The organism is Streptomyces sp. NPDC021224 (genome assembly GCF_044332905.1).
In the GTDB taxonomy this organism is placed as follows: Bacteria; Actinomycetota; Actinomycetes; order Streptomycetales; family Streptomycetaceae; genus Actinacidiphila.
The window spans coordinates 112,991-138,894 of sequence record NZ_JBIRPW010000008.1; the positions used below are offsets into that span (position 1 = coordinate 112,991).

Here is a 25,904-nt window from a genome sequence, read left to right on the forward strand (position 1 = left end):
ACGTTCAAGGAACGTCTGAGGGGTGGGATCGTCATGGACCTGACCGTGGTCGCGTACGCGGTCTACCTGGTGGTCAGCGTCGCGCTGACCGTCTGGGTGGCCAGGACACTGAGCACGAACGGGCGCGTCTTCCTCGCCGACGTGCTGCACGGCAACGAGCAGCTCGCCGACGCCGTCAACCATCTGCTGGTCGTCGGCTTCTACCTCGTCAACCTGGGCTTCGTCGCCCTCTACCTGAAGTCGGCGGACACCGTCGACGACGCCCGGCAGATCTTCGAGGAGCTGTCGGTCAAGCTCGGCGTCGTCCTGCTGGTGCTCGGCGTGATGCACCTCGGCAACGTCTACGTCCTCAACAAGATCCGCCGCCGCGGGCTCATGGAGCGCGAGCAGTACCCGCCCGTCGCCCCCGACGGCTACACCGCGACGAAGCCCGCGGGGGCCTGAGGTGCCCGCGCCTTCGGGGCCCGGGACCGTGCCTGCCGCGCCGGAGGGGGGCGCGGCAGGCACGGGCCGGGGCGGGGCACCGGCCCCCCTGCGCGGCCTCACCGTGCTGACCGACCCGGCGTGCCGCCTGTGCCGCTTCGTCGCCGGCTGGATCGCCGGCCGGCGCCAGCTCGTCCCCGTCCGGCTCGTCCCCGTCGGCTCCGAGCAGGCCCGCCGCCTCTTCCCGGAGCTGGACCACGACGAGGCCACCCGCCGCGAGATCACCGTCGTCGGCGACGCGGGCCAGGTGTACACCGGCCAGAACGCGTGGGTCGTCGTGCTGTGGGCGCTGGCCGACCACCGTGCCCTCGCCCACCGGATGAGCACCCCGGCGGGCCGCAGGCTGGCGCGGGCGGCGGTGCTGAGCGCGGCGAAATACCGCGAAGCCACCTGGGGCGAGCACGCCGGCCCCGCCTCCCACACAGCACCCGCCCGGGAACGCCCTGCGACCGCACCGCGCGGCGCCCCGCTCGCCGGCCGTCGCCCCGCCGAGAGCCGTACGGCCTGGGTCTACGACGGCAACGGCGGCTGGACGGTCAGCGGCGCGGGCCCCTTCGCGGGGTCCGGCGACGCGCCCGGCTGCGCGGAAGGATGCCCACCGCCGGGCTAGGCTCACCCCGATGGACCACAAGCACAGCCCCGAGGGGCACCCTCCCGCCCCCTCGGCTCCCCCCGGGCCCGCGGAGGAGCTGCCCGGCGGCCGGGCGCGGCCCAAGACCGGCAAGAGCGAGCAGACCCGGGCGCTGATCCTGGAGACCGCGATGCGGCTCTTCCGGGAGCGCGGCTACGAGAAGACCACCATGCGGGCCATCGCCCAGGAGGCGGGCGTCTCGGTCGGGAACGCGTACTACTACTTCGAGTCGAAGGAGTTCCTGATCCAGGGCTTCTACGACCGGATGACGTACGAGCACGCCGCGGACGCCGCCGTCCGCATGGCCGGGGTGCGGGAGTTCGACGTACGGCTGCGGATCGCGCTGGAGTCCTGGCTCGACTGCGCCGCGGACTACCACGAGTTCGCCGCCCAGTTCTTCCGCACGGCGGCGGACCCGGACAGCTCGCTCAGCCCCTTCTCCAACGAGTCCCACCCGGCGCGGGCGACCGCGGTCGACCTCTTCCGCGACGTCCTCACCGGCTCCGATCTGGCCCCCAAGCTCGACCCCGAACTCGCCGACCTGCTGCCCGACCTGCTGTGGCTGCACCTGATGGTCGTCGTCCTCTACTGGGTCTTCGACCGAACTCCCGACACCGAGCGCACCCGCGAGTTCGTCCGCCGCTCCACCCCCTTCGTGGCCCGCCTGATCGCCCTGTCCCGCTACCGCGTCTTCCGCCCGATGGTCCGCGACGCCAAGTCCCTCATCCAGGACTTCGTCCTCCCCACGATCGGCCGCACAGCCGTCACCCGCCCCACCCCCGAGCGGCGTACCTGACCCCCCGTCGGGCCCCGCCGCCCCGCCCGAAAGGCCCCGGCGATGCCCGACACTCCTCCCCCGCGAAGACGCCCGTCCGGCGGCGCGGTCGTCCTCCTCGCGATACCCGCCGGGCTCGGCGGGCTGCTGTGCGCGCAGTTCGCCGTCCAGGGCACACTGCACCGGTCCAGTGACCTGCCCGGCCAGGAGGGCTGGATGGCCTACTTCCTCGTGACCGTGTGGTGGGCCGTCGCCGCGGCCGTCACCGCGCTGGTGCTCGCCTTCCGCCGCCCCGCCCGCACGGTGCTGCGGATGGCCACCGCGAACGCGGCGCTGGTGCTCGCCCTCTTCTGGCCGGTCCAGCTCGCGGGGCTCGTCGGCTACGCGGCGACCCGCAGGTCCCTGCCCCGCGCGCTGCGCGTCCTCGCCGTCCCGATGGGCGTCGCGGTCCTGATCGCGTGCGGCACGTGGGGTGTCCGCGCGTGGGACGACTCACAGGTGTACGAGGACGGGTCCGCGACCGCCACGTCTCTCGCGGGCGACTGGCACACCGCTTCCGGCGGCCGTCTCCACCTCGGCGCGGACGGCCGCTTCCGGGCCACGTGCGTCCCGCACGACGCCCTCCCCACAGCCGCCCCGCGCCCGGACGGCACGGTCGACGCGACCGGCCGCTGGAGCTACGACCCGGGCCCGCACGGCAACGGCCTCACCCTCACCCCCGACGTCTCCCTCGGCCCGGCGGACGCCTGGGACCTCCCCACCCACCTCGCCCCCTTCCGCGCCGGGGGCTCGCCCGTGCTCTGCACCGCGCTCGACCCCGACGACTACTGCGGCTTCGGCGCGGTCCTCGTCCGCTGAGCCCCTGGGTCCTCGACCGCACCCCCGACACCGAGCGCACCCGCGAGTTCGTCCCCGAACTCGTGGCCGCAGGCGCCAAAACCATCGAGGTGCGGGTGAAGTACCCGCACCTGTCGGACCTCACCGCAGGCGAGACCATCCGCTTCCGCGTCAAGGGCACCACCGAATCCTGTGACGTCCGCGTGCTGCGCGTCACCGAATACCCGGGCTTCGAAGCCCTGCTCGACGGAGAAGGGCCCGCCAACGTCAACCCTGATGCCAGCCGCGACCAGCAGCTCGTGAACATCCGGTCCATCTACGGGCCGGAGAAGGAAGCCCTCGGCGCGCTGGCCATCGAGATCGTCCTGATCGACAGCCCCTGACCGGTCGTCCGGACGTCCGACGACGACGAGCCCGTCTTCTGGCGGGTCTCTGCTCGCCCGCGCGCGGCGGTGGGGCCGGTCACCGGCCGAACCGGCAGGGCGGCTTCGGGGGCGTCTGAACCGGGCCGCCGCACAGGGCAGAGGCCCCGCCGCCCGGGAAAGATCCGGGGGCGGGGCCGCAGTGCGTACGGGGCTACTTCATCGGGATGTCGAAGTTCTTCGCCGTGATCTTCGTGCCGTCGGACGCGTTCGCCGCGAGGCGCTTGTAGCGCAGCACGAGGGCGGTCTCGGTCTTCTTCGGGGTGAAGACGATCCAGCCGGTCGTCGTCTTGCCCGTTTCCGCGTCCTCCAGCGGGGTGTAACCCGCGGCCTTGATGTCGTCGTCGAGGATTGTGGTGCTCGCCTGGTCGATGCCGTTCGTCTGGTTCGTCAGGTAGAACGAATCGGCGCCGAGGGTGTCGTAATACTTCGAACTCGCGGTGACCTTCACGTTGACCAGGACGACGTATTCGTCCTCCAGCGCGGAGAAATTGCCCTTCGACGCGGCCGAGGGCTGGAAGCCGGAGATGTAGCTGATGACCGTGCCCTTGTCGCCCATCACGTCGTCCGTGAAGGATTTGCCGACGGTGACCGGCTTGCCCTGGGCCGCGGTGCCGCCGCCCGCGTCGGTGGCGGAGTCGGTCGGGGCGGGGGCGTCCGTGGTGGGCGCGGCGGTCGTGGCCGGGGCGGTCGCCGACGGGCTGGAGGACGTGTCGGACGAGGAGTCGCCCGAGTCGTCGTTGCACGCGGTGAGAAGCGCGCTGCCGGCTATGACCGCGGCGGCGACGGTGAGGGTGGTGGTGATACGGACGCGCAAGGCAATGCCCCCCGGTTGCGGAAATGCGAGTGCGGGATTCGGGAGGGGCCAACAGGCCCGCGTACCCGATCCGTTCGTACGAGTCGTCAGCGACGACGCGTCACTATACACGCAGGCCGAAAGCGTTCGGTTTCCGCCCCGGTTGTCAAGGTTCCGTGAAGAATTCCGTCACCGGGCGTCCGATATCCGGAAGGGCGAAACTCCGGGTTCGTCTTCCGCTGTTTTCGACGCGTCCCGCACGCGTCACGCGCCCGCACGGTTCCCATGGGTAATCGCCGTGGCAGGAAATGAGATTGATGTCACGTCAGGGAATGTCACACCGGGCCCGCCCGAGGACTCGGGAGGGCCCGGCGCGAGGGTCAGCTCGCCGCGGCGGCGGGAGCGCCGAGCCGGATCGGGACGCGCGCCATGTCGTTGCCGATGAACGACGGCTGCGGCACCAGCTCGGCGGGGTCCGCCTCGACCGAGGCGGACGGGAAGCGCGCGAAGAAGGCGGGGAGGGCGACCTCGCCCTCCAGCTTGGCCAGCGGCGCGCCCATGCAGTAGTGCATGCCGTAGCCGAAGGTGAGGTGGCTCTTGTCCTCGCGGTCGATGTCGAAGTCCTGCGGGGACGCGTGCACGCCCGGGTCGCGGCCGTGCGCGCCGAAGCCGATGATGACGGCCTCGCCGGTGCGGATGACGACGCCCTCGCCGAGGTCGATGTCGGCGGTCGCGTACCGCAGGGGCATGTGCATGATCGGCGGGTGCAGCCGCAGGGTCTCCTCGACGACGTCGAGCCAGCGCGCGGGCTCGCGCCGCGCGGCGGCGAGCTGCTCGGGGTGGGCGATCATCATCCGTATCGCATGGCTGATCATCGCCACCGCGGTCTCGCTGCCCGCGCCGATCATCAGGATGAGCGTCGAGATCAGCTCGTTCTCGTCGAGCCGGTCGCCGTCCTCCTCGTGGGCGTCCAGCAGCAGACTCGTCATGTCGTCGCCCGGCGCGTGCCGTTTGGTCTCCACCAGGCGGTACATGGCGGCGCCCATGTCCCGGTTGATGGCCGCGCCCTCCTCCTGGGTGACCCCGGTCATCGTCAGGACCCGGTCGATGACGTCCAGCATCGCGGGCCGCTGGTCGTCGGGCACACCGAACAGGTCGCAGATCAGCCGGGTCGGCACCTGGTAGGCGAAGTCCGCGCGCAGGTCGTACAGGGAGCCGGGAGCCCGGCGCTCGCGCTCCTCCAGGCCATCCAGCAGGTCGGTGACGATGCGCTGGAGCACCGGCCGCATCGCCTCGATCCGGCGCGGGGTGAAGGCGCGGCTGATGAGCTGCTTGAGCCGCTGGTGGTCGGGGTCGTCGGAGGTGAACATGCTCTTGACGTCCACCCAGGAGAACAGCCACGGGATGGCGCCCGGCACATAGCCGGGCCAGCTCCTGCGGGCGTCCTTGGAGAGCTGCTCACCGCTGAGCAGCCTGCGTATGACGTCGCCGCGGGTGACGGACCAGGCCGTCACGCCCTCGGGGAGCGCCACCCGGACGGCGGGTCCGGCCGCGCGCAGTTCGTCGGCCTGCGCGTAGAGGCGGGCCCCGCCGCTCGCGTCGAGCGTCACGTCGGTACCGGTGCTGCTGGTGGTCACGCTGTACCTCCATCGGTTGCGGCGGTCTGGATGACTGCTGCGGACTTCGGGCGGAACGTCACGGGCATCGCGACCGGGCACTGGTGGAAGGGGCCGTGGCGCAGGGCGATCTCCTCGTCCTTGACGGCGAGTTGCATGTCCCACAGCTGGTCGAGTGCCGTCTCGATACCGGTCTGGGCGATCACGGTGGCCTGGCTGATGGCCGGGCAGCGGTGGGGTCCGGCGGACCACGCCAGGTGGGAGCGGTTCTCGTAGCCGAGGTCGGCGGGCAGCGACGGGTCGGTGTTCGCGGCGGCGTGGCTGACGAGAACCGGTACGCCGCCGGGCACCGTGATCCCGTGCAGGGTGGTGTCCTTGCGGGCGAAGTGGACGGAGAAGTTCGCCATCGGGCTGCGCACCCACAGCGCCTTCTCCAGCGCGCGGCGCACCGTCACCGTCCCGGCGGCCAGCGTGCCGGCGTAGGAGTCGTCGCCCAGCAGCAGGTGCAGCGCCCAGCCGATCCACGCGGCGGTGGGGATGACGCCAGCGCCGACCGTCGTGTAGAGCTGGTTGAGGGTCTCCTCGTCGCTGAGCCCGGCGTCGTGGCCGAGCAGCCAGGACGTGAGGTCGTCGCCGGGCTGCCGGCGGCGCAGCTGGATCAGCTCGTAGAGCAGACCGGCGTAGTCGATCGCGCCCTGGGCGGCCTCCGGGCCCGCGCTGATCATCTTCTGGGCGAGGCGCACCATCCGGGTGGCCATCTCGGAGGTGCAGCCCAGCAGGTCGGCGAAGACCATGAGCGGCAGGGTGTCGGCGAAGTCGGCCATCATGTCGGCCTCGCCCCGCTCCGCGACCCGTGCGACCAGGGTCAGCGCGCTGCGCCGGGTGACCTCGCGCAGCCGGTGCGGGCTGATCCGGGCGATGCAGTCGTCCAGCGCCCGGCGCAGCCGGGTGTGCTCCTCGGCGTCGGCGTACAGCACCGAGGCCCGCCACGCCATGAGCGGCAGGACGGGGCTGTCCTGCGGGACCTTCCCGGCGTTGAGGTCGGCCCACAGCCGGGAGTCCTTGGCGTACACCGCCGGGTCGTTGAGCATGTCGACGGCCGCGCGACGGCCGGTGAGGACGAGCGCGTGCACCCCGGGGGCGATCTCCGCCCAGCCGCCCGCGCCCTGCGCGCGCAGCTGCTCGTAGACCTCGGCGGAGCGCGTGGCGAACGACTCGCCGTGCAGCACCGGGCACCCCCGCGACGACAGCGGCAGTTCGGGGGCGCTGGTCATGAGGCGGGCTCCAGACTGGAACGGGACAGCAGGTGGGAGACGAGCGCGATGAGCACGGACTTGGCCGACTCGCGCTCGCGGACGTCGCACGTCACCAGCGGCGTCCAGGGGTCCAGGTCGAGGGCGGTGCGCAGCTCGGCCTCGGTGTAACGCGGCGCGTTCGGGAACTCGTTGACGGCCAGGACGTAGGAGACCCCGGCCTCCTCCAGGCGCTCCATGGCGTCCCAGGAATCGGCGACACGCCGGGTGTCGACCAGCACGACACCGCCGAGCGCCCCGTACATCAGGTCCTCGATCATCGAGGCGAACCGCGGCTGGCCAGGGGTGCCGAACAGGTAGAGCACGATGTCGTCGGTGAGGGTCAGACGGCCGAAGTCGTGGGCGACGGTCGTGGTGTCCTTGTCCTCCAGGCCGCGCAGGTCGTCGATCAGCTCGCCCGCCTGCGTCAGCTTCTCCTCCGTCGAGGCCGGCTCGATCTCCGAGACCGCGCCGACGAAGGTCGTCTTGCCGACGGCGAAGGGCCCCATCACGACGAGCTTGACCGGCGTCACTCCGGCGTCGAGGTAGTGACCGTCAGAGCTCTTGGAGTGCATTGAGCATCCTCTCCAGCAGCGCCCTGTCGTGCTTCTGAGCCGCGGGCGCCGGGTTGCGTGCGATGAGGTGGCCGCTGTCGACCAGATGCGCGGCGATCACCTTGGTGACCGCCCCGGGCAGCTGGAGATCGGCACTGACCTCGGCGACCGACAGCGCGCCCGGCAGGCAGTGCTCCATCACCCGGTAGGCGTGCGGACCGAGGCCGCGCAGCGGCATATCGCGGTCGGCGATCAGGATCGTCGCCAGGTCCAGGCTCCGGCGGGTGGGCGCCGCGTGCCCCTCCGCCGGTGTGTACGGCCGCACCATCCCGGTGCGGCGGCGGCCTCGTGGGGTCATGACGTGGCCGCCCCCGGTGCGGCCGCGGCCCGCCTGCGCTCGCGGGCCGACAGGGCGTCGCGCAGCCCGTTGATCGCCTTGATCGTCGCGGCGGAGGCCACGGCCACCTCGGGGCTGGTCATCTCCGCGTCGACGGCGACCGCGAGGGCGGTGCCGTGACCGGCGCTGAAGACCAGGATGCAGTGGTCGGGCAGGTCGATGATGATGCGGTGCGGCGAGGTGCCCTCGATCTCGGCGAACTCGGCGATGCTGCGGCCCAGCGCGAAGGCGGCGCACGCGTTGGCGGCGGTCCGCTCGGCGACGGGGCGCTCGATGTCCGAGGTGGCCGCGAGGACCAGACCGTCGGCGGAGAAGAGCACCGCGTGCAGGACGCCCTTCTCCTTCCGCAGGTGCTCCAGCACCCAGCTCATGTCGTGGGTGTCGGCGGTGGGCTGCTGCTCAGTCATCGCTGCGCTCTCCTTCGGTGTGCTGGTCCTCGCCGTCGCGGATGGCCGCCGCCAGACCGGCGAAGCCCTCGCTGAACGCCTCGGGGTCCTGGTGCGGGGCCGGTTCGGCGACGCGTCCCGCGGCGGGATCCGCGGCCCGGGGGCGGCGCCGGCGGCGCTGCGGCAGGCCGACGCCGGTCTCGGTACGGCTCACGGCCGCCGGGGCGTCGTCGAGCACCGGCACGCCCATCGCGGCGCGGGCCTCGCGCCGCTCGGCCTGCTGCTCCTCCTCCGTCGGCCCGCTGCCGAGGAGTTCGCGCGGCACGTTCAGCACGGCGCGGACACCGCCGTACGGGGAGGTGGAGCTGACGTCCACCCGGAAGCCGTACGCGGCCATGAGGCGGCCGATCACCGGGAAGCCGAGGCTCAGGGTGTCGGGGACGGTCGTGACGTCCAGCACGGTCTGCTGCGCCAGCAGCCGTTCGGCCTCGCCGCGCTGCTGCGGGCTCATGTTCAGGCCGCTGTCGTCGACGACGACGACCCAGCCGGTCTGCGTCTGCTGCACCTCGACGAGGACCTTGCCGTCGGAGTAGGAGGTGGCGTTGGACAGCAGCTCGGTGAGCGCGATGGTGATCGGCTCGACGACCCGGCCCTCCACCCACACCCCGCCGCTGATCGGCTCGTGGGTGTAGTGGACGCGCTGGTAGGGGTCGATCCGGCCGCGGGCGGACTCCACGATCTCGGCGAACGTGCAGTCGGCGCGCTGGAGTCCGGGCCAGGAGCCGGCGAGGATGCGCAGCCGCTGGAGGGTGTGCACGGAACGGGTGAGCGGGTGGTCGATGTTCATCAGCCCCTGCTGGAAGGCGGTCGCCTCGGGGACCTTGTTCATCTCGTCGATGACCGCCATCTGGCAGCGCACGAGGTACGTCTGCGCCTCGTCGACGAGGTCGCGCACCGAGGAGCGCGCCGCGAGGCCTATGGACTCACGGGTCAGGCCTATCGCCTCGGAGCACAGGTCGAGGACGGTGCGGTGGTGGCCGTCGACGGGCATGCCGGTGAGCGCGTCGTCGAGCAGCCCGGGAACGGTGACGCCGCGGTGGCCGCGGGCCCGGATGTCGACCAGCGCCGGCATCCTGACCTTGGCCAGGTGCTCGATCTCCGCGGAGAGCGCGGCCGCGTGCCGCTCGGCCTCGCGCAGCCGCACCTCCAGCTCCCCGGCCCGCACGCCCGCGGCCTGCTCGGCGGCGCGGGCGCGTTCCTCCAGCTCGCCGGTCTTGACGGTGACGGCCTGCTCGGAGGCCCGCAGGCGCTCCTCCAGCTGTCCGGCGCGGGCGTTGGCCGCCCTTTTGGCACGCGTCTGTGCGACGAGGCCGGCCGCCGAGGCGGCGAAACCGCCGCCCAGCAGCGTGGCTGTGGTCACCAGGGGCTCGATCATGGGAGGTCCTTGTACGGCGTGGTCAGGTGAACGGGCAGGTCGTGGCCGCCCGGGAATTCCGCGCGGACCGGCCGCGCCGGTCGGGCCGAGAGGGCCGATGGGAGCTGTTCACGCCGTCGGGGGCGAATCCGCGGTGGGCGCCGGGATTGCGCGGCCGGCCGTTCGGAGAACGTGCCGGCGGGCACGGGAATAACGGGCGCCGAATCATGACCGCGACTGCACAGTGGAGGCCCAACCTGGTAAGCGCTGATACGTGAACCTTTGAGCGCGTGCTTCCCATCCACAACTCGGTGCGCACGACGGCGAGCACGATACCACCGGCCGAGCGGCGCCCGGCGATTTCCGGAACAGCGAATACGCCGAGGCCCGGCCGCACCGAAATCACGGAAAGGCCGGAACACAAACAGCCATCATCCTCGCGGTGCTGACGGTCCGTCGGCACGGCAAATTCACGCCATTCCCTGGCCGGTTCCCGACGGTGCGAAATACCGGCAATCCCGGAAAGAAGGGAGGCGTTCTCAGACGGGCAGCCGCCGGAAGAGCGGGCGCGGCAGGTGGCGGACGGCCGTCATGACCGCGCGCAGCGCGCCCGGGACCCAGATCGTCGTGCTGCGGCGGCGCAGACCCGTCTCGATCGCGGCGGCCACCGCCTCCGGAGTGGTGGCGAGCGGGGCGGGCGGCAGACCCGCGGTCATCCGGGTGTGGACGTAGCCGGGCCGGACGGCCATCACGTGCACGCCCGAGCCGTGCATGGCGTCGGCCAGGCCCTGGCAGAAGGCGTCCAGGCCCGCCTTGCTGCTGCCGTAGATGAAGTTGACGCGGCGGGCGCGCTCACCCGCGACGGAGGAGAGCACGACGAGCGAGCCGTGGCCCTGCGCCTGGAGCGCGGCGGCGCTCACCAGCGCGGCGGAGATCGCGCCGGTGTAGTTGACCTGCGCGACATGGACGGCCGCGAGCGGCTCCTGCTCGTCGCGCGCCTGGTCGCCGAGCACACCGAAGGCGAGCAGCACCATGTCGATGTCGCCCTCGGCGAAGACCTTGCCGAGGGTGATCTCGTGCGAGGCCGGGTCGAGCGCCTCGAACTCCACCGTCGTGACGTCCGCGCCGAGCGCGCGCAGCGACTGCGCCGCCGCCTCCAGTTGCTCGGACGGGCGCCCGGCGAGGAAGACCGTGCGGGTACGGCGGGCGATCAGCCGGCGCGCGGTGGCCAGGCCGATCTCCGACGTGCCGCCCAGCACCAGCAGCGACTGCGGGGCACCGAAGGCGTCCTTCATGGCTTCTCCCTGGGAGCGGTGGATGCTCAAGACGGTGGGTCCCGGCCTCATACGCCCAGCCGGCGGGCGAGGTCGGAGGTGATGGCGCGGCGCGGGTCGACGCGGGCCCGCAGCTCACGGAAGTCGTCGAGCCGCGGATACATGCGGGCCAGGACGTCGGGGCGCAGCCGGGCGTCCTTGGCGAGGTAGACCCGGCCGCCGGCCGCGGCGACCTCGTCGTCCAGCTCGTCGAGGAAGGCGGGCAGGCCCGGCAGGTCGGCCGGGATGTCCAGGGCCAGCGTCCAGCCGGGCACGGGGAAGGACAGCCACCCCGGGTCGGCCTCGCCGAAGCGTTTGAGGACGGCGAGGAAGGACGGGCAGCGGCGCGAGGCGATCCGCCGCACGATCCGGCGCAGCGCCTCCTCCTCGCCGTACCCCACGACGAACTGGTACTGGACGAAGCCGCCGGGCCCGTACACCCGGTTCCACTCCGGCAGGCCGTCCAGCGGGTGGAAGAAGGCGGAGAGCTTCTGGATCCGGCCGCGCTGCTCACGCGGCGCCCTGCGGTACCAGAACGCGTTGAACAGGCCGACGCTGCGGCGGCCGAGCAGCCCGCCGGGGGTGAAGCGCGGGGCGGCGGGCAGCCGGGTGGCGGGGCGGAAGGCCAGCGGGTCGGCGCGCAGCCGGGGCGGCAGCGCCTCGGGCGGGGCGTGGTCGCCGCGGGTCAGGACGGCGCGGCCGGTGCGCGCGCCGCGGGCGAGCAGGTCGATCCAGGCGACGGAGTAGCGGTAGCGGTGGTCGTCCGCGGCCAACCGCGCCATCAGGTCGTCGAGGTCGGCGGCGCGTTCGGTGTCGACGGTCATGAACGCCGTCCCGACCGGCAGCAGCTCGATCGTGGCGGCGAGGATCACCCCCGTCAGGCCCATGCCGCCCGCGGTCGCCCAGAACAGGTCGGGCTCGTCGTCGGGCGTGACGACCCGGGTCTCGCCGTCCCCGGTGAGCAGTTCCAGCGCGCGGACGTGGCGGGTGAAGGAGCCGGACAGATGGTGGTTCTTGCCGTGGATGTCCGCGCCGATCGCGCCGCCGACCGTCACGTACCGCGTGCCGGGGGTGACCGGCACGAACCAGCCCAGCGGCAGCAGCACCTGCATCAGGCGGTGCAGCGACACGCCCGCGTCGCACGTGACCAGGCCGCCGACCGCGTCGATCTCGTGGATACGGTCCAGGCCCGTCATGTCCAGGACCGCGCCGCCCGCGTTCTGCGCCGCGTCGCCGTACGCCCGGCCGAGCCCGCGGGCGATCGCGCCGCGCCCGCCGCACTCGCGCACGGCACGCACCGCCTCCTCGTACGACCCGGGGCGCAGCACCTGCGCGGAGGTGGGCGCGGTGCGGCCCCACCCGGTCACGGGGACGGCGTCGGCGGCGAAGGGTACGGGCATATCCATGACGGTATCGCCCGGAAGATACCAAAAGGGGGTTATGCACAGGTCTCTCACCGTAAAGGGCGAGCGGTCCGGCGTGAGCGGCGGGCCCGCACGGTAATCACTCGGGGCTGGACGCACCGCGCGGCGACGAGTCGCCCGCCGCGGGCGGACGGCGCGCACGCCGGGCCCCGCACGCCCGCCGCGCGCGGACGGCCCCGCGGACCTCCTGCGGGACCGGGCCGGAAGTCGACACCACCGGCCCACCCCCTGCGGAGGGAGAGACCGCCGATGCGCCCATCCGACTCCGCCGCACCCCGCGGCACCACCTCGATATCCGGCCCCGCCCCGGACCCCGAACCGGGAACGGGCGCGCTCCCGCCGACGACCGGGCCCCAGGAGGGCGCGGCCGCCCCGGCCACCCGGCAGCCCGAGCCGGGCACCGCCGCACCGACCGCCCGCCCCGACGAACCGGACGCCGTCCCGCCGGCCACCGGGCGGCCGCAGCTCGCGCTCGTCTGGTCCGCGGGGCGGGACGCCCCCGCCGGACGCGTGCGACGGGCGGTGCGGCGGGTCGCGCGGGCCGACCGGCGGGCGCTGGTGGCGCTGCGGACCGGCGGGCGGGACCCGCGGGTCGCCGCCGCCGTACGGGTCCTCGGGCTCGCCGGGGAGCACGGCGCCCTCTGGCTCGCCGCGGGGGCGGCGGGCGCGGTCGCCGACCCGGAGCGGCGCGCCGCCTGGGCGCGGGCCACCGGCGTGGTGGCCGGGGCGCACCTCGCGAGCATGGGCGTCAAGCGCGTCGTACGGCGCCCCCGCCCGCTGGTCGGCGAGGCGCCGCTGGTGCGGACCGCCGGACGGCACTCCTTCCCCAGCTCGCACGCCGCGAGTTCGGCCGCCGCCGCCGTCGCCTTCGGGACGCTGCTGCCCGGTACGGCCACCGTGCCCGCGCTCGCCGCCGCCATATGCGTCTCCCGGCTGGTCGCCGGGGTGCACTACCCGAGCGACGTCGCGGGCGGCGCACTGCTGGGGGCGGCCGCGGCGACGGCGGGCCGGGCATGGGTCGCCGGGGGCGGCCTGCGCGTCCCGGAGGCCCTGCGTGACGCGGCCCGCGGGCGAGGGGGTGGGGGGCGTGGGTGAGCCGTCCGCCGTACTGGTCGAGGAGACCGCGGGGGGCGCCGGGGTCGCCGGGCTCGGGGTGGGGCGGGTGCCGGGCGGGGTGCCCGCGGGGCTGGTGCGGACCGCCCGGCCCCGGCAGTGGGTCAAGAACGGACTGGTGCTGGCCGCGCCCTTCGCCGCCGGGCGGCTGCTGAGCGCGGGCGAGTGCGTCCAGCTCGGCATCGTCCTGGTGCTGTTCACCGCGTGCGCGTCCGCCGTCTATCTGATCAACGACGCCCGGGACGCCGAGGCCGACCGGGCCCATCCGGTCAAGCGCCGCCGCCCGGTGGCGTGCGGGCAGGTGCCGGTCGGCGTCGCCTATGCCGCGGGCGGCGCGCTCGCCGTGGCCGCGCCCGTGACCGCGGCCCTCACCTGCAACGTCGACACCGCCGGTCTGCTCGCGGGCTATGTGCTGATGCAGCTGGCGTACTGCGTGCGGCTCAAGCACATCCTCGTCGTCGACCTGGTGGTCGTCACCACCGGATTCCTGATGCGCGCCATGGCCGGCGGCATCGCCCTCGGCATCGGGCTGTCGCGCTGGTTCCTGATCACCTCCGGCTTCTGCGCCCTCTTCGTCGTCGCGGCCAAGCGGTATTCGGAGCTGGTGCTGATGTCGGGCCGGGACGGCGACGTGACGGCCTCCCGCGCGCTGCTCGGCGCGTACACCACGGGTTATCTGCGCTTCGTGTGGCAGCTCGCGGCAGGCGTCGCGGTGCTGGCCTACTGCCTGTGGGCGATGGAGACGGGGGCGCGCCCCTCGGGGCTGCTGCCCTGGCGCCAGCTGTCCATGGTGCCGTTCATCCTCTCGGTGCTGCGCTACGCCGTCTTCGCCGACGCCGGTTCGGCCGGGGCGCCCGAGGACGTGCTGCTGCGCGACCGCGCCCTGGTGGTGATCGGACTGGCATGGGGGGCGCTGTACGTGCTCGCCGCGGTCAACAGGTGAGCGGGCGCGGCGCACCGGCCCGGCGCACCCCGCGCCGTACGCCGCGTATCGCCACGCGGCGGGCGCACCGCGCGCTGCGGGGCTTCCGGCGCGGTCTCCCCCGGGCGCTGCCCCGTACGCTGCCGGGTCTGCGGCGCACCGCCGCCGAGTTCCGGCCACGGCACATACCGCCGCGCGACTCCCGCCGCCGCCCGCCCCGCCCGGCCGGGAGAATCGCGGCGCTGCTTCCGGCGCGCATACGCGCCGTGCTCCCGGAGGTCGCCGGGTTCGCCCTGGCCGGGGGCGCCGCCTATGCCGCGGACCTCGCCCTTTTCATCTGGCTGCGCGGGCACGCCGGGCTCGGGCCGCTCTCCGCCAAGGCGCTGTCCTTTCTCGCCGGATGCGGGGTGGCGTACAACGGCAACGCCCTGGGCACCTACCGGCGCCGGGTCGCGGCGACACCGCGGGTGCGCCGCTACGGGGTCTTCTTCGCCGTCAACGCGGCGGGCGCGGGCGTGCAACTGCTGTGCCTGGCCGTGTCGCACTACGTGCTGGGCCTCACCAGCGCGCGGGCCGACGTCGTGTCAGGCGGGGTCGTCGGCATGGTGCTGGCGACCGCGCTGCGCTTCTGGGGCACCCGCACGCTGGTCTTCCGTTCCGCCACCCGGCGCAGTCGCGGCGTGCGGCGGGCCGACGAGGGTAGCCGACCCACATGGACTGGCTGACCCGTATCCCGTGGATCGGTCCGCGGCTCGGGCCGTGGTACGACCGCCGTATCAAGCCGCGCGTGGAACGTGCGATGCGGACCCACGCCTACCGGGCCTTCGACCACCTCCAGGACGTGCACTGGACGCGGCTGGCGGCCGCGATGACCTTCACGAGCTTCCTGGCGCTCTTCCCGCTCATCACCGTCGCGGCCGCGGTGGGCGCGGCCCTGCTGTCGCAGGGCCAGCTGAGCCGGCTGGAGAACAAGCTCGTCGACCAGATCCCCGGCATCGCCGACCAGATCGACATCCACGGCCTCGTCGCCAACGCCGGCACGGTCGGCCTCATCGCGTCCGGCGCGCTGCTCTTCACCGGTATCGGCTGGGTCAGCTCGCTGCGGGACTGCCTGCGCGCGGTGTGGCGCAAGGACGACGTGCACCCGAACCCGGTGAAGGCCAAGCTCACCGACGGGGTGATCCTGGTGGGGCTCGGCGTCGCCGTGCTCGTCTCGCTCGGCGCGTCCGGCTTCGCGACGGCCGCGGTCAACTGGTCCGCCGACCACATCGGACTGTCGGAGCACGGCGCCGGGCGCATCGCGCTGACCGTCGTCGGCTATCTGCTGGCGGTGGTCGCCGACTTCCTCATCCTGGTCTACCTGCTCACCTTCACCCCCGGCGTGGACCCGCCCCGGCAGGCCGTGGTGGTGGCCGCGACGATCGGGGCGGCCGGTCTGGAGATCCTCAAGGTCGCCCTCAGCGGCTACCTCCAGCGCGTCGCCGGGCGCAACATCTACGGGGCCTTCGGCACACCCATCGCGCTGCTGCTGTGGTTCAACTTCATGGCCAAGCTGCTGCTGTTCTGCGCCGCCTGGACCGCCACCCCGCGCTACCCGCCCGACCCGCTGGGCCCGCACCCGGCGCTGCCCGAGGAGGGCGGCGGGGCGACCCGCTGGAAGCCGCAGCCGCCCCCGCGGGAGGGGCACGAGATCCGCCCGTAACAAACGGAGGGGAGAATTCAGGCAACCGCCCGCCACCCGGGGCGGTCCGCCCGCACCACGCGCCAGCAGAGAAAAGACCCGTACCGCATGCACATCGCGACCGACGACCTCTCGGGCCCCGAGATAGCCGACTTCCTCCACGAGCACCTGGCGCACATGCGCTCGCTCTCGCCGCCCGAGAGCACCCACGCCCTTGACCTCGACGCCCTGCGCGCGCCCGGCGTCACCTTCTGGTCGGTACGGGAGGGCGACGACGGCACCGGGCCCGTCGTCGGCTGCGGCGCCCTCAAGGCGCTCGACGCGCGGCACGCCGAGCTGAAGTCGATGCGCACCCGGCCCGCCCGGCAGCGCGGCGGCATCGCTTCGCTGCTGCTCACGCACATCCTCGACGAGGCCGCCGCGCGGGGCTTCACCCGGCTGAGCCTGGAGACGGGCAGCGACGAGCCGTTCCTGCCCGCCCGCCGCCTCTACGCCAAGTTCGGCTTCACCGAATGCCCGCCCTTCGGCGACTACCGGCCCGACCCGTACAGCACCTTCATGACGCGCGAGCTGGGCTGACGGTCCTCCCCCGCGGCGCGGGGCTCAGCGTCTGCGGTGACCGCGGCGCCGCCCGCCGCCGGAGCCGCGCGGCTCGCCCGAGCCGGTGCCGGATCCGATGCCGGACCCGGCCGCCTCGCCCGGCAGCGGGCGCCGGCGGCGGATGACGGCCACGACGGCACCGAGCACCACGACCGTGCCGAGCGCTATCCCCGCGGCCGTCCAGACGCCGCCGCCGGAGGACGAGGTCGCGCTCGCCGAGGCGTCCACGTGCTTGCCCGGCGCCTTCGCGGCCGCGCTCGCCGAGGCCTCCTGCGACGCCCTGACCTGGCTCAGCGGCGGCACCAGCGTGCCGACCGGCTTGGCGGTGGTGCCCGCCTTGAAGCCCCAGTCCAGCAGCGAGGCGGCCTCGCGGTAGACGTTGTTGTGACCGGGCGCCGGGTTCATGACCGTGACCAGCAGCGTCCGCCCGTCGCGCTGGGCGACACCGGTGTAGGTGGCGCCCGCGTTCGTGGTGTTGCCGTTCTTCACACCGGCGATGCCCGGGTAGCGCTGCAGGTCGTAGTCGCCGCTGAGCAGGCGGTCGGTGTTCTGGATCTGGAAGGACCCGCGGACCTTCTTGCCGGTCTTCTTGTCCTTCGTGAAGTCGCCGGGGAACTGCGCGACGACGGTCGAGCAGTAGGCGCGGAAGTCCGCGTTCAGCAGGCCGTGGCGGGCGAAGAGCGTGAGGTCGTACGCGCTGCTGTGCTGGCCCGGCTCGTCGTAGCCGTCCGGCGTGACGACGTTGGTGTCGCCCGCCTGCAGCTCCTTGGCCATGGCGTTCATGTCGGCCACCGTCTTGGGCACGCCGCCGTTCATCGCGGCGAGCACGTGCACGGCGTCGTTGCCCGAGCGCAGGAAGACCCCGAGCCACAGGTCCTTGACCGTGTACGGGTGGTTCTCCTGTATGCCGACCAGGCTGCTGCCCTCGCCCATGCCCTTGAGGTCGCTCGCGGCGACGACATGCGTCTGCGTCTGCGGGAACTTCGGCAGCACCGTGTCCGCGAAGAGCATCTTCAGGGTGCTGGCCGGGGCCAGCTGCCAGTGCGCGTTGTGCTCCGCGAGGATGTCGCCGGTCTCGGCGTCCGCGACCAGCCACGAGCGGGCGGTCAGCTTCGCGGGCAGCGCCGGGGCGCCGCCCGACAGGTCCACCTGTGTGCCGGGCACCCCCAGCCGGTCGCCGCCGGTCGTCGACATCTGCGCCGGCGGCTGCGGGACCTTGGGCGCGCGGGCGGGCGCGGCACCGGCCGTCCCCGCGCAGACGGTGCCGCCCAGCAGCAGGGCGGCGGCGAGGCTCGCGAGGGCCCCCGCAGCTCGGCGGCGCCGGGCGGGGCGCGGCCTCGCGGGGCGGTCAGGTGCGGTGAGAGACGTCAGCACCCGCCCGAACGTACAGGGCGAAGATGTCCGCGCGCCCCTCAGGTCCCGGACTGCCCCCTCCCCCGCCGCACACCACGTGGGGCGGGCGGCACATACTGGGACGTATGAAGCTCAGTCGCCCGGTCTCCTGGTTCCTCGCCGCCTTCGGGGTCTGGTCCTGGATCGTCTGGACCACCTTTGTCAAGAATTTGTGGAAGGACACCAGCGGCCTGGCCTTCCACGACGGCGACCACTCGTCGCCGACGGCCTACTTCTGGATCCACCTCACCCTGGCCGTGGTCTCCACCGTCCTCGGCACCGCGATCGGCGTGCTCGGCATCCGCGGCCTGCGCGCGCTGCGCCGCGAGCAGCGCCCGAGCGCGGACGAGCCGCTGCCCGCGGCCCGGACCGGCCAGGAGCAGACGCCGGAACTCGGGCTGCGGCAGCGGTGACCGCCGCCCCGCCCGGCGGGATCACGGGGACGTCACGTCTTCCCGGGGGCCGAGGGGCGTGCGGGCCCGCCGTGGCACGCTGATCCGCGAGGGGCCGGGGGGACGGCGGAGGGGGACCGCACATGACACACCGGACGGCGCTGCGCGGGCGGTGCGCCGCCGCGGCCGCGGCCGGGCTGCTCGCCCTGACCGCGTGCGGCGGGCACTCCGGACCCGCGGGACCGCCGAAGGCCGGGCAGGCGCGCGTGCTCGCGCGCACCTCCGCCGACGGGGACATCGGCCCGGAGGACTCCGGCGCCACGCGCGGTGTGGCCGTGGCCGCGGACGGCACGGTCTACGTCGACACCGGCGAGCGGCTGGTCCGGCTCGGGAAGGACGGCCTGTGGACCGATGCCTCGGGGCAGCAGGCGGGCCGCCCGTGGCACCAGGACCGCGGGATGAGCGGGCTGGTCCTCCGCGCCGACGGCAGCGTGCTCGCGGGTGAGGACGGCCAGCTGGTGGCCGTCGCCCCGGACGACGGCCGGATCACGGTGCTGGCGGGCACCGCGGGCACCTTCCGCTCCCTCACCGCGCCGGTGCCGGGGAGCGCGGCCGCGGCGGGCTTCCGCTTCACCCGCGAGGTGACACCGCTGGCGGTGCAGCAGGACGGCACGGTCGTCGTCGCGGACGGCACCGCCGTGTGGGCGCTCAGCGGCGGGCGGCTGACGCGGCGCTACCGGCAGGCCGCCGTAAAGCCCGCGGCCGATCACCTGCCCGCCTTCGAGGGGCAGATGTCGGCCGCCGGGCCCGACGGCACCGCCTTCCTGGTCCCCTACGGCAGCACGGTCTCGCTCGCGGACGTCGTCGTCGTGCCCGGCGGCGGGCAGCCGCCGCACCGGCTCGCCGTCCCGGACCGGCCCGCGGGCACGGACGTGCCGACGTCCGACCTGGAACCGGCGTCCCTCGCGTCCGACGGGTCCGGCGGCGTCTACGCGCTCGCCTTCCGGCGCCAAGGGCACGGCGACTACGTCGTCCACGTCCACGACGGCCGGATCGACATCGTCGCGTCCAGCACCGCGTCGGCCGTCTCCGACACCTGCGACGTCCACGGGGACGTGCCCGCGCGCGGCTTCCCCTGCTACTTCCCGGAGGGCATCGCCTACCGCGCGGGCCACGTCTACCTGGCCGGGCAGCGCTCCTACGTCCTGGACATCGCGGTGGCCGCGGCCTGAGGTCAGCCCGCGTGCGCCGCCAGCCGGGAGGTGAGGGCGGCCTTCGCGGCCGGCCACTCGTCCGCCAGGATCGAGAAGTAGACGGTGTCGCGCCAGGTGCCGTCCGGGCGGCGGCGGTGGCGGCGCAGGACGCCCTCGCGCTGCGCGCCCAGCCGCGCGATGGCCGCCTGGGAGCGGAGGTTGAGGTGGTCGGTCTTGAGCTGGACGCGGCCCATGCCGAGTTCCTCGAAGGCGTGCGTCAGCAGCAGGAGCTTGGCCTCGGTGTTGACGGAGCTGCGCCAGTACGCGCGGCCGTACCACGTCCAGCCGATCTCCAGGCGCTCGTTGGGGACGTCCACGTCCATGTACGTCGTCCAGCCGACCGCCCGGCCCGACGGCACGTGCACGACGGCGAAAGGCACGTACGGCCCCTCCAGGACGATCCGCAGGCGCTGCGCCAACTCCTCCTCGGTGCGCGGGGCGGGACCGCCCTGCCAGCGCCACAGCTCCTCGTCACCGCCGCCCGCCGCGAACAGGTCGGGCAGGTGGGCGGGCGTGAGCGGTTCGAGCCGGACGGTGCGGCCGGTGAGGATCACGGGCCCGGGGTACGTGGCGGTCATGAGCAGGACACTAGGCACACCCCGACGCGCCGGGCAAAACGGTTCGGCGTTCACGGAGCGTGTAGTGTCGCTGCTCATCCGCCGGAAGGAGGCCTTCTTGCTGTCCCAGGACCTGGTGCCGCTGCCCACCGCGCGGCTCGCCTTCCGCCAGATGACCGAGAACGACCTCGACGCCATGGCGGCGCTGCTCGGGGACCCCGACGTCATGCGGTACTACCCGCGGCCCAAGTCGCGGGAGGAGGCGGCCGACTGGATCGCGTGGAACCGCCGCCTGTACCGCGAGGCGGGACACGGACTGTGGATCGTCACCCTGCGTGACACCGGCGAGTTCGTCGGCGACTGCGGGCTCACCCCGCAACTCATCGAGGACGTCACCGAGATCGAGGTCGGCTACCACGTCCGCGCCGCCCTCCAGGGCCACGGCTACGCCACGGAAGCGGCTGCCGCCTGCCGGGACTTCGCGCGGGACGTGCTCGACGCGAAGCGACTCGTCGCGATCATCCGCCCGGAGAACCTCCCCTCCCAGCGGGTGGCCGAGAAGATCGGCCTCCCCTTCGAACGCACCGCCATCTCCCGCTCCGACCTCCCGGTCTACCTCCACGCAGCCGACCTCTGACGAACACCGCCGGCCCCCGCGGACGGGGTGAGCGTCTTTCAGGCGCGCGGAGTGAGCGCTTTTCAGGGGCACGGCGTGAGCGTCTTTCAGGCGCGCTGGGTGAGCGTTTCTAAGGGGCGCGTGGGGGCACCTCCCGGGCGAAGCCTGGGGGAGAACTGCGCGACAAGCCACAGCGGCGAGAAGGCCGCGCAAAGCCCCCCCCCCCGGTGGCACCCCGGGGCGCACGGCCGCGCGGCACCAGCAGGCGGCACCCGGCGGAAATCCGGTGGAGCCGCACAGGGCGGCAAGAGTAGCGTCGCGCGCGTGGGGGACACGCGCGAGGCGAGCAGCAGGGTCAGGATCCGGACGGCGGCGGCCGAGGACGCCGACGTCATCGCACGGGTGCACATGGACTCGCGGGCCGCCGCGATGCCCTATCTGCCCCCGCAGAAGCGGACGCACGACGAAGTGGCCCGGTGGATCCGGGAGATCGTGCTCAGGGACTGCCGGGTGTGGGTCGCGGAGCACCCCGGCGGGGAGGTCGTGGGGTACGCGGCCCTCGAAGGGGATCTGCTCGACGCGCTCTACCTGCGTCCCGAGGCGCGCCGCCAGGGCGTCGGGACGCTGCTGCTGGACGTCGTCCGGCAGCACAGCCCCGACGGCCTGTCCCTGCACGTCTTCCAGCAGAACACCGAGGCGCGGGCCTTCTACGCGCGGCACGGTTTCACGGTGCTGGACACGAACGACGGGGAGCGCAACATGGAGAACCTCCCCGACATGACGCTGCGCTGGACGCCGTAAGTGGTGCGCGACGACCGGCCCGCCGAGGACCGGCGGGTCCGGCTCGCCCGGACCTTCGACGAGGACGCCGAACGCTACGACCGGGCCCGCCCCGGCTATCCGGAGCGCCTGTACGGGGACCTCGCGCGGCTGGCCGGGGCGGTGCCCGGCAGCCGGGTGCTGGAGGTGGGGTGCGGGACGGGGCAGGCGACCGTGCCGCTGGCGGCGCGCGGGTGCCGGGTGACGGCGGTGGAGGCGGGGCCGCGGATGGCGGCGGTGGCCCGGCGCAGGCTGGGCGCGGACACCGAGGTCGTGACGGCGGTGTTCGAGGCGTGGGAGCTGCCCGCGCAGCCGTACGACACGGTGCTCGCCGCGACGGCCTTCCACTGGATCGACCCGGCGGTGCGGGTCGCCAAGGCCGCGGACGCGCTGCGGCCGGGCGGGGCGCTCGCCGTCGTCCGCACGCAGCACGTGCGGGGCGGCACGGAGGACTTCTTCGCCGAGGCGCAGGCGTGCTACGAGCGGTTCGACCCGGCCACCGAGCCGGGCCTGCGCCCGCCCGCGGCGGCCGACGTGGACGGCTCGGACCACGCCGTGGAGGTCGCCCGGAGCCGCCGCTTCGGGCCGACGCTCTTCCGCCGCTACGAGCGCGATCTGACGTACACCACGGCCGAGTACCTGGACCTGCTGCTGACCTACTCCGGTCACCGCGCCCTCCCCGGCCCCGCCCGCGACGGCCTGCTGGGCTGCCTGGGCACGCTCATCGACGGGCGGTACGGGGGCCGGGTGACGAAGCGTTATCTCACCGAGCTGGCCGTCTCCCACCGCCGCTGAGGCGTTACGTGCGCCGGGCCCGGCGGGGCCGCCGTCCGGGCGGGCGTTCGGGGTGGCCCGCGGGGTGGCGGACCTCTGCCGCCGGGCGCCGCACGCCCGCCGTACCCGGGCTTACGCGGAGCGTACGAACGACACACCGAACCGGTGGTTTCATGTGCCACGCAGCCGACGATTACGGAATTGTCCGGAATCGGTAACACGGTGCCGCCCTGCATGCCGCCGTCGGGGTGCCGGGGCGACCGTGTGCTCATCCGGCACGGCCATCCCGCGCCGGGCCACGAAGAACGGCACCAACACGAAAGGGGACCCCGTGTCCCGTATCGCATCCCGCCTGGCCGCGACCGTGCTCGCGGCCGGCGCGCTCGTCACCGCCGTCGCACTCCCGGCGTCCGCCGCGCCCGACCGGCACGGACGGCACCAGCAGATGGGCGCCCAGGTCGCCCTCGGCAGCGTCCACCACACGCGTGACGCCCGCTCGGCCCGCGGGCTGAACGACGAGTGGATCACGGTCACCAACGAGGGCCGCCGCGCCGTCAGCCTCGACCGCTGGACGCTCACCGACTCCGACCACCACGTCTACCGCTTCGGCCGTGTCACGCTGCGCGCGCACGAGTCGGTGCGGGTCCACAGCGGCCGCGGGCGCGACACCTCCCGCGACCTCTACCAGGGCGGCAACCGCTCGCTGTGGGAGCGCGGCGGCGACCGCGCGACCCTGCGCGACGCCCGCGGGCACGTCGTGGACACCGAGTCGTGGGGCCACAGCCACCGCTGAACGCCCCTGACGTGAAGGGTGCCCCGCCGGCGATCCCGGCGGGGCACCGCCGTGTCACCCCCCGGTGGACTCCCTGACGACCAGCGAGAACGGCCCCACGACCTCCCGCGGCGGTGCCCCGGCCCCGTCCGCCTCCAGTCGGCGGACCAGCAGTTCCACGGTGGTGCGGGCCATCGCGTCGTGGTCCGGGTCCACCGTCGTCAGGGACGGGACGAGGAAGGCCGCCTCGTCGATGTCGTCGAAGCCGACGACCTTGACGTCCTCCGGCACCCGCACCCCGCGGTCGGCGAACCCGCGCAGCACTCCCATCGCGACGGTGTCCGTCACGCAGAAGACCCCGTCCGCGCCCGCCGCCGAGTCGGCCAGCTCCCGTGCGCAGGCCGCGCCCGCCGCCATCGTCAGCTCGGGCGCGGTGCGCACCAGGGCCGGGTCGGCGGGCAGGCCCGCGTCCGCGAGGGCCTGCCGGTAACCGGCCAGCCGCAGCGCGGACACCCCCGGCCCGGGGCCGACCGGCCCGCACACGACGGCGATACGGCGGCAGCCCCGCGCGGCCAGGTGGGCGGTCGCGGCGCGCGCGGCCTCCGCGTTGGGCATGGCCACGTGATCGACGGGCCCGCCGAAGACCCGCTCGCCGAGCAGCACCACCGGGTGGTCGACCTTCAGCCACTCCGCGTCGGCCGCGCCCATGCCGACCGCGCTGAGGATCAGCCCGTCGTAGAGCCGGGTGCGGGACAGCTCCAGGGCCGCGACCTCGTTCTCCCGCAGCGCGCCGGTCTGCTCGATGCCGACCCGCAGCCCGTGCCGCGCGGCGGCGGTGATGACGGCGGCGGCCAGCCGCCCGTAGTAGGGGCGGCTGATCTCCGGGACGGCCAGGCCGATCGTGCCGGTGCGGCCCTTGCGCAGGTTGCGGGCGGCGACGTTGACCCGGTAGCCGAGCGCGGCCATCGCGTCGCGGACCTTCGCGGCGGTCGCGGGGCGGACGTGGGGGTGGCCGTTGATGACGTTGGAGACCGTCATCGGTGAGACTCCGGCCGCCTTCGCGACGTCCTGGATCGTCGCCATCGCGTCAGGCCGCCAGCGGTGCGCTGAGCGTGACGAAGGAGTGCGGGGGCAGTGTGAGGACGAGCCCGCGCCCGGTCACCGCGACGGCGTCGAAGGTGCGCGGCGCCACCGCGTCCGGCGCCGCGGGGCTGTTGTGCGCCTGCACCCGGTCCGCCGTCAGCAGCCGGGCGGTCGGCGTGCCGACGCCGCCGCCGCGCAGGTCGAGGGTGATCTCGGCGCTCTCCTCGGCGTCCAGGTTGCTGAGCGAGACCAGCAGCGTGCCGTCCTTGACGCTCGCGGACGCGGACAGCGTGTCCAGCTCGGTGTCCCCCACCGTGCGGCGGGCGTTGCCCGCGGTCGTGCGCAGGTGGACGGCGAGCGAGGCGGCGTCGTGGTGTCCCTTGTTCATCTCGAAGACATGGTAGGTCGGGGTGCGCACGAGCGTGTCGCCGTCCGTCAGCAGCATCGCCTGGAGGACGTTGACGGTCTGTGCGATGTTCGCCATGAACAGGCGGGCGGCGTGCCGGTGGAAGACGTCGAAGTGGGTGGCGGCGACCAGGGCGTCGCGCATCGTGTTCTGCTGGAACAGGAAGCCGGGGTTGGTGCCGGGCTCCACGTCCCACCACGTGCCCCACTCGTCGAGGACCAGGCCGACCGCGCGGCCCGGGTCGTAGACGTCCATGACCGCGCTGTGGCCGGCGAGGACGCGGTCGATGCGGCGGGCCGAGGCCATCGTGCGGTAGTAGTCGGCTGTGTCGAAGGCGGTCGCGCTGCCCTTCGCCTCCCACGGCCCGGCCAGGGTGTAGTGGTGGACGGAGACGCCCTGGAAGAAGGTGCGCGGGGTGGCCTCGCAGCCGAAGCAGCTGATCTGCTGCATGAGCGTCTCGGTCCACTTGAAGTCGTCGCCGTTGGCGCCGGACGCGACGCGGTAGAGGGTGTTGTCGCCGTGGTCGCGGCAGTAGGTGGCGTACTGCCGGGCGAGGTCGGCGGAGTATTCGGCGCGCATGTTGCCGCCGCAGCCCCAGGTCTCGTTGCCGATGCCCCAGAAGGGGACCTTCCACGGCTCGTCGCGCCCGTTGGCCTTGCGCATCCGCACCATGGGGCTGTCGCCGTCCCGCGTCAGGTACTCCACCCACTCGCTCATCTCCTGCACGGTGCCGCTGCCGACGTTGCCGTTGATGTACGGCTCGGCGTCCAGCAGCTCGCACAGGGCCATGAACTCGTGCGTGCCGAAGTGGTTGTTCTCCTCGACGTTGCCCCAGTGGGTGTTGACCATGCGCGGCCGCCGTTCGCGCGGCCCGACGCCGTCCTTCCAGTGGTACTCGTCGGCGAAGCAGCCCCCCGGCCAGCGCAGGTTGGGGATGTGCAGCGCCCGCAGCGCCTCGACGACGTCGAGCCGGATCCCGCCCTCGTGGGGGACGTCCGAGTCCTCGCCGACCCAGAAGCCGCCGTAGATGCAGCGCCCCAGGTGCTCGGCGAAGTGCCCGTACAGGTGGCGGCTGATACGGGGGCCTTCGAGATCGAGGTTGATCACGGCGGTGGCGGCGGTGGCCGCTGAGGTGCCGGGCACGGTGTACTCCCAGATTTGTATCGCTACATTGGATCGATACA

Annotated in this window: 29 protein-coding genes; 16 read left to right on the forward strand and 13 right to left on the reverse strand. The window is 73.7% G+C overall.

Features of this window, described 5'->3' with window-relative positions; genetic code table 11:
* Nucleotides 1–33 precede the first annotated feature (33 nt).
* From ACH4PY_RS21410 to ACH4PY_RS21430, 5 genes are all read left to right on the forward strand, one after another.
* Complete coding sequence (locus ACH4PY_RS21410; protein ID WP_398184995.1) at nt 34–444, forward strand: hypothetical protein; 411 nt, start codon at nt 34–36, stop codon at nt 442–444.
* A gap of 103 nt (nt 445–547) precedes the next feature.
* Nucleotides 548–1,093, forward strand: a complete 546-nt coding sequence (locus ACH4PY_RS21415) for a thiol-disulfide oxidoreductase DCC family protein (RefSeq protein WP_398184998.1) — start codon at nt 548–550, stop codon at nt 1,091–1,093.
* Between the two features lie 10 nt (nt 1,094–1,103).
* Nucleotides 1,104–1,910: a TetR family transcriptional regulator gene (locus ACH4PY_RS21420; protein ID WP_398185001.1), complete on the forward strand. Its 807-nt coding sequence runs from the start codon at nt 1,104–1,106 to the stop codon at nt 1,908–1,910.
* A gap of 42 nt (nt 1,911–1,952) precedes the next feature.
* On the forward strand, nt 1,953–2,747 hold the full coding sequence (locus tag ACH4PY_RS21425; protein ID WP_398185004.1) for a hypothetical protein: 795 nt from the start codon (nt 1,953–1,955) through the stop codon (nt 2,745–2,747).
* The gene (locus ACH4PY_RS21430) at nt 2,744–3,109 is read left to right on the forward strand and encodes an ASCH domain-containing protein (protein ID WP_398185835.1); all 366 of its coding nucleotides are present in this window, start codon (nt 2,744–2,746) and stop codon (nt 3,107–3,109) included. The genes ACH4PY_RS21425 and ACH4PY_RS21430 overlap by 4 nt, the downstream gene beginning before the upstream one ends.
* Nucleotides 3,110–3,302: 193 nt before the next feature.
* Here ACH4PY_RS21430 and ACH4PY_RS21435 read toward each other — a convergent pair whose 3' ends face one another.
* From ACH4PY_RS21435 to ACH4PY_RS21475, 9 genes are all read right to left on the reverse strand, one after another.
* A complete protein-coding gene (locus tag ACH4PY_RS21435; RefSeq protein ID WP_398185007.1) occupies nt 3,303–3,965 on the reverse strand; it encodes a hypothetical protein in 663 nt (220 codons plus the stop codon).
* 359 nt (nt 3,966–4,324) lie between these two features.
* Nucleotides 4,325–5,581: a cytochrome P450 gene (locus tag ACH4PY_RS21440; RefSeq protein ID WP_398185010.1), complete on the reverse strand. Its 1,257-nt coding sequence runs from the start codon at nt 5,579–5,581 to the stop codon at nt 4,325–4,327.
* On the reverse strand, nt 5,578–6,834 hold the full coding sequence (locus ACH4PY_RS21445) for a cytochrome P450 (protein WP_398185013.1): 1,257 nt from the start codon (nt 6,832–6,834) through the stop codon (nt 5,578–5,580). Before ACH4PY_RS21445 ends, ACH4PY_RS21440 begins: the two co-directional genes overlap by 4 nt.
* Entirely contained in the window at nt 6,831–7,427 is a 597-nt protein-coding gene (locus ACH4PY_RS21450) for a GTP-binding protein (RefSeq protein WP_398185016.1), read from the reverse strand. The genes ACH4PY_RS21445 and ACH4PY_RS21450 overlap by 4 nt, the downstream gene beginning before the upstream one ends.
* A complete protein-coding gene (locus ACH4PY_RS21455; RefSeq protein ID WP_398185019.1) occupies nt 7,408–7,764 on the reverse strand; it encodes a DUF742 domain-containing protein in 357 nt (118 codons plus the stop codon). Before ACH4PY_RS21455 ends, ACH4PY_RS21450 begins: the two co-directional genes overlap by 20 nt.
* Nucleotides 7,761–8,210 (reverse strand): roadblock/LC7 domain-containing protein, encoded by a 450-nt coding sequence (locus tag ACH4PY_RS21460; protein WP_398185023.1) that lies wholly within the window; start codon nt 8,208–8,210, stop codon nt 7,761–7,763. The genes ACH4PY_RS21455 and ACH4PY_RS21460 overlap by 4 nt, the downstream gene beginning before the upstream one ends.
* A complete protein-coding gene (locus ACH4PY_RS21465; RefSeq protein ID WP_398185026.1) occupies nt 8,203–9,624 on the reverse strand; it encodes a histidine kinase in 1,422 nt (473 codons plus the stop codon). The genes ACH4PY_RS21460 and ACH4PY_RS21465 overlap by 8 nt, the downstream gene beginning before the upstream one ends.
* 518 nt (nt 9,625–10,142) lie before the next feature.
* Nucleotides 10,143–10,898, reverse strand: coding sequence for a decaprenylphospho-beta-D-erythro-pentofuranosid-2-ulose 2-reductase (locus ACH4PY_RS21470; protein ID WP_398185029.1), 756 nt, complete (start codon nt 10,896–10,898; stop codon nt 10,143–10,145).
* Nucleotides 10,899–10,945: 47 nt separating this feature from the next.
* Nucleotides 10,946–12,316, reverse strand: coding sequence for an FAD-binding protein (locus ACH4PY_RS21475; protein WP_398185032.1), 1,371 nt, complete (start codon nt 12,314–12,316; stop codon nt 10,946–10,948).
* A 546-nt stretch (nt 12,317–12,862) separates the two neighbouring features.
* On the opposite strand from ACH4PY_RS21475, the gene ACH4PY_RS21480 reads away from it, so the two are divergent.
* From ACH4PY_RS21480 to ACH4PY_RS21500, 5 genes are all read left to right on the forward strand, one after another.
* Nucleotides 12,863–13,435 (forward strand): phosphatase PAP2 family protein, encoded by a 573-nt coding sequence (locus tag ACH4PY_RS21480; protein WP_398185838.1) that lies wholly within the window; start codon nt 12,863–12,865, stop codon nt 13,433–13,435.
* Between the two features lie 58 nt (nt 13,436–13,493).
* The gene (locus ACH4PY_RS21485) at nt 13,494–14,396 is read left to right on the forward strand and encodes a decaprenyl-phosphate phosphoribosyltransferase (RefSeq protein ID WP_398185840.1); all 903 of its coding nucleotides are present in this window, start codon (nt 13,494–13,496) and stop codon (nt 14,394–14,396) included.
* Between the two features lie 221 nt (nt 14,397–14,617).
* Nucleotides 14,618–15,100 (forward strand): GtrA family protein, encoded by a 483-nt coding sequence (locus ACH4PY_RS21490; protein WP_398185843.1) that lies wholly within the window; start codon nt 14,618–14,620, stop codon nt 15,098–15,100.
* Nucleotides 15,088–16,077: a YihY/virulence factor BrkB family protein gene (locus tag ACH4PY_RS21495; RefSeq protein WP_398185035.1), complete on the forward strand. Its 990-nt coding sequence runs from the start codon at nt 15,088–15,090 to the stop codon at nt 16,075–16,077. Before ACH4PY_RS21490 ends, ACH4PY_RS21495 begins: the two co-directional genes overlap by 13 nt.
* Before the next feature lie 87 nt (nt 16,078–16,164).
* Nucleotides 16,165–16,635: a GNAT family N-acetyltransferase gene (locus ACH4PY_RS21500; protein ID WP_398185038.1), complete on the forward strand. Its 471-nt coding sequence runs from the start codon at nt 16,165–16,167 to the stop codon at nt 16,633–16,635.
* Between the two features lie 24 nt (nt 16,636–16,659).
* On the opposite strand, the gene ACH4PY_RS21505 is transcribed toward ACH4PY_RS21500, so the two are convergent.
* Entirely contained in the window at nt 16,660–18,030 is a 1,371-nt protein-coding gene (locus ACH4PY_RS21505) for a D-alanyl-D-alanine carboxypeptidase family protein (RefSeq protein WP_398185040.1), read from the reverse strand.
* Between the two features lie 104 nt (nt 18,031–18,134).
* Between ACH4PY_RS21505 and ACH4PY_RS21510 the strand changes: the two genes are divergently transcribed.
* Entirely contained in the window at nt 18,135–18,461 is a 327-nt protein-coding gene (locus ACH4PY_RS21510) for an SCO4848 family membrane protein (protein WP_398185043.1), read from the forward strand.
* Nucleotides 18,462–18,583: 122 nt separating this feature from the next.
* A complete protein-coding gene (locus ACH4PY_RS21515) occupies nt 18,584–19,672 on the forward strand; it encodes a hypothetical protein (RefSeq protein ID WP_398185046.1) in 1,089 nt (362 codons plus the stop codon).
* A 2-nt stretch (nt 19,673–19,674) separates the two neighbouring features.
* On the opposite strand, the gene ACH4PY_RS21520 is transcribed toward ACH4PY_RS21515, so the two are convergent.
* Nucleotides 19,675–20,271 carry a GNAT family N-acetyltransferase gene (locus ACH4PY_RS21520; protein ID WP_398185049.1) on the reverse strand — a complete coding sequence of 199 codons (597 nt, stop codon included), beginning with the start codon at nt 20,269–20,271 and terminating at the stop codon, nt 19,675–19,677.
* Between the two features lie 97 nt (nt 20,272–20,368).
* On the opposite strand from ACH4PY_RS21520, the gene ACH4PY_RS21525 reads away from it, so the two are divergent.
* The 4 genes from ACH4PY_RS21525 (at nt 20,369) to ACH4PY_RS21540 (ending at nt 23,252) form a co-directional block, all read left to right on the forward strand.
* Nucleotides 20,369–20,887 carry a GNAT family N-acetyltransferase gene (locus ACH4PY_RS21525; RefSeq protein ID WP_398185053.1) on the forward strand — a complete coding sequence of 173 codons (519 nt, stop codon included), beginning with the start codon at nt 20,369–20,371 and terminating at the stop codon, nt 20,885–20,887.
* Nucleotides 20,888–21,190: 303 nt separating this feature from the next.
* Nucleotides 21,191–21,667, forward strand: a complete 477-nt coding sequence (locus ACH4PY_RS21530) for a GNAT family N-acetyltransferase (RefSeq protein ID WP_398185056.1) — start codon at nt 21,191–21,193, stop codon at nt 21,665–21,667.
* A gap of 3 nt (nt 21,668–21,670) precedes the next feature.
* Nucleotides 21,671–22,480: a class I SAM-dependent methyltransferase gene (locus tag ACH4PY_RS21535; protein ID WP_398185846.1), complete on the forward strand. Its 810-nt coding sequence runs from the start codon at nt 21,671–21,673 to the stop codon at nt 22,478–22,480.
* Nucleotides 22,481–22,790: 310 nt separating this feature from the next.
* Entirely contained in the window at nt 22,791–23,252 is a 462-nt protein-coding gene (locus tag ACH4PY_RS21540) for a lamin tail domain-containing protein (RefSeq protein WP_398185059.1), read from the forward strand.
* Between the two features lie 54 nt (nt 23,253–23,306).
* Here ACH4PY_RS21540 and ACH4PY_RS21545 read toward each other — a convergent pair whose 3' ends face one another.
* Both ACH4PY_RS21545 and ACH4PY_RS21550 read right to left on the reverse strand, forming a co-directional pair.
* Nucleotides 23,307–24,314, reverse strand: coding sequence for a LacI family DNA-binding transcriptional regulator (locus tag ACH4PY_RS21545; protein ID WP_398185062.1), 1,008 nt, complete (start codon nt 24,312–24,314; stop codon nt 23,307–23,309).
* A 4-nt stretch (nt 24,315–24,318) separates the two neighbouring features.
* Entirely contained in the window at nt 24,319–25,863 is a 1,545-nt protein-coding gene (locus ACH4PY_RS21550; protein ID WP_398185065.1) for an alpha-N-arabinofuranosidase, read from the reverse strand.
* Between the last annotated feature and the right edge of the window lie 41 nt (nt 25,864–25,904).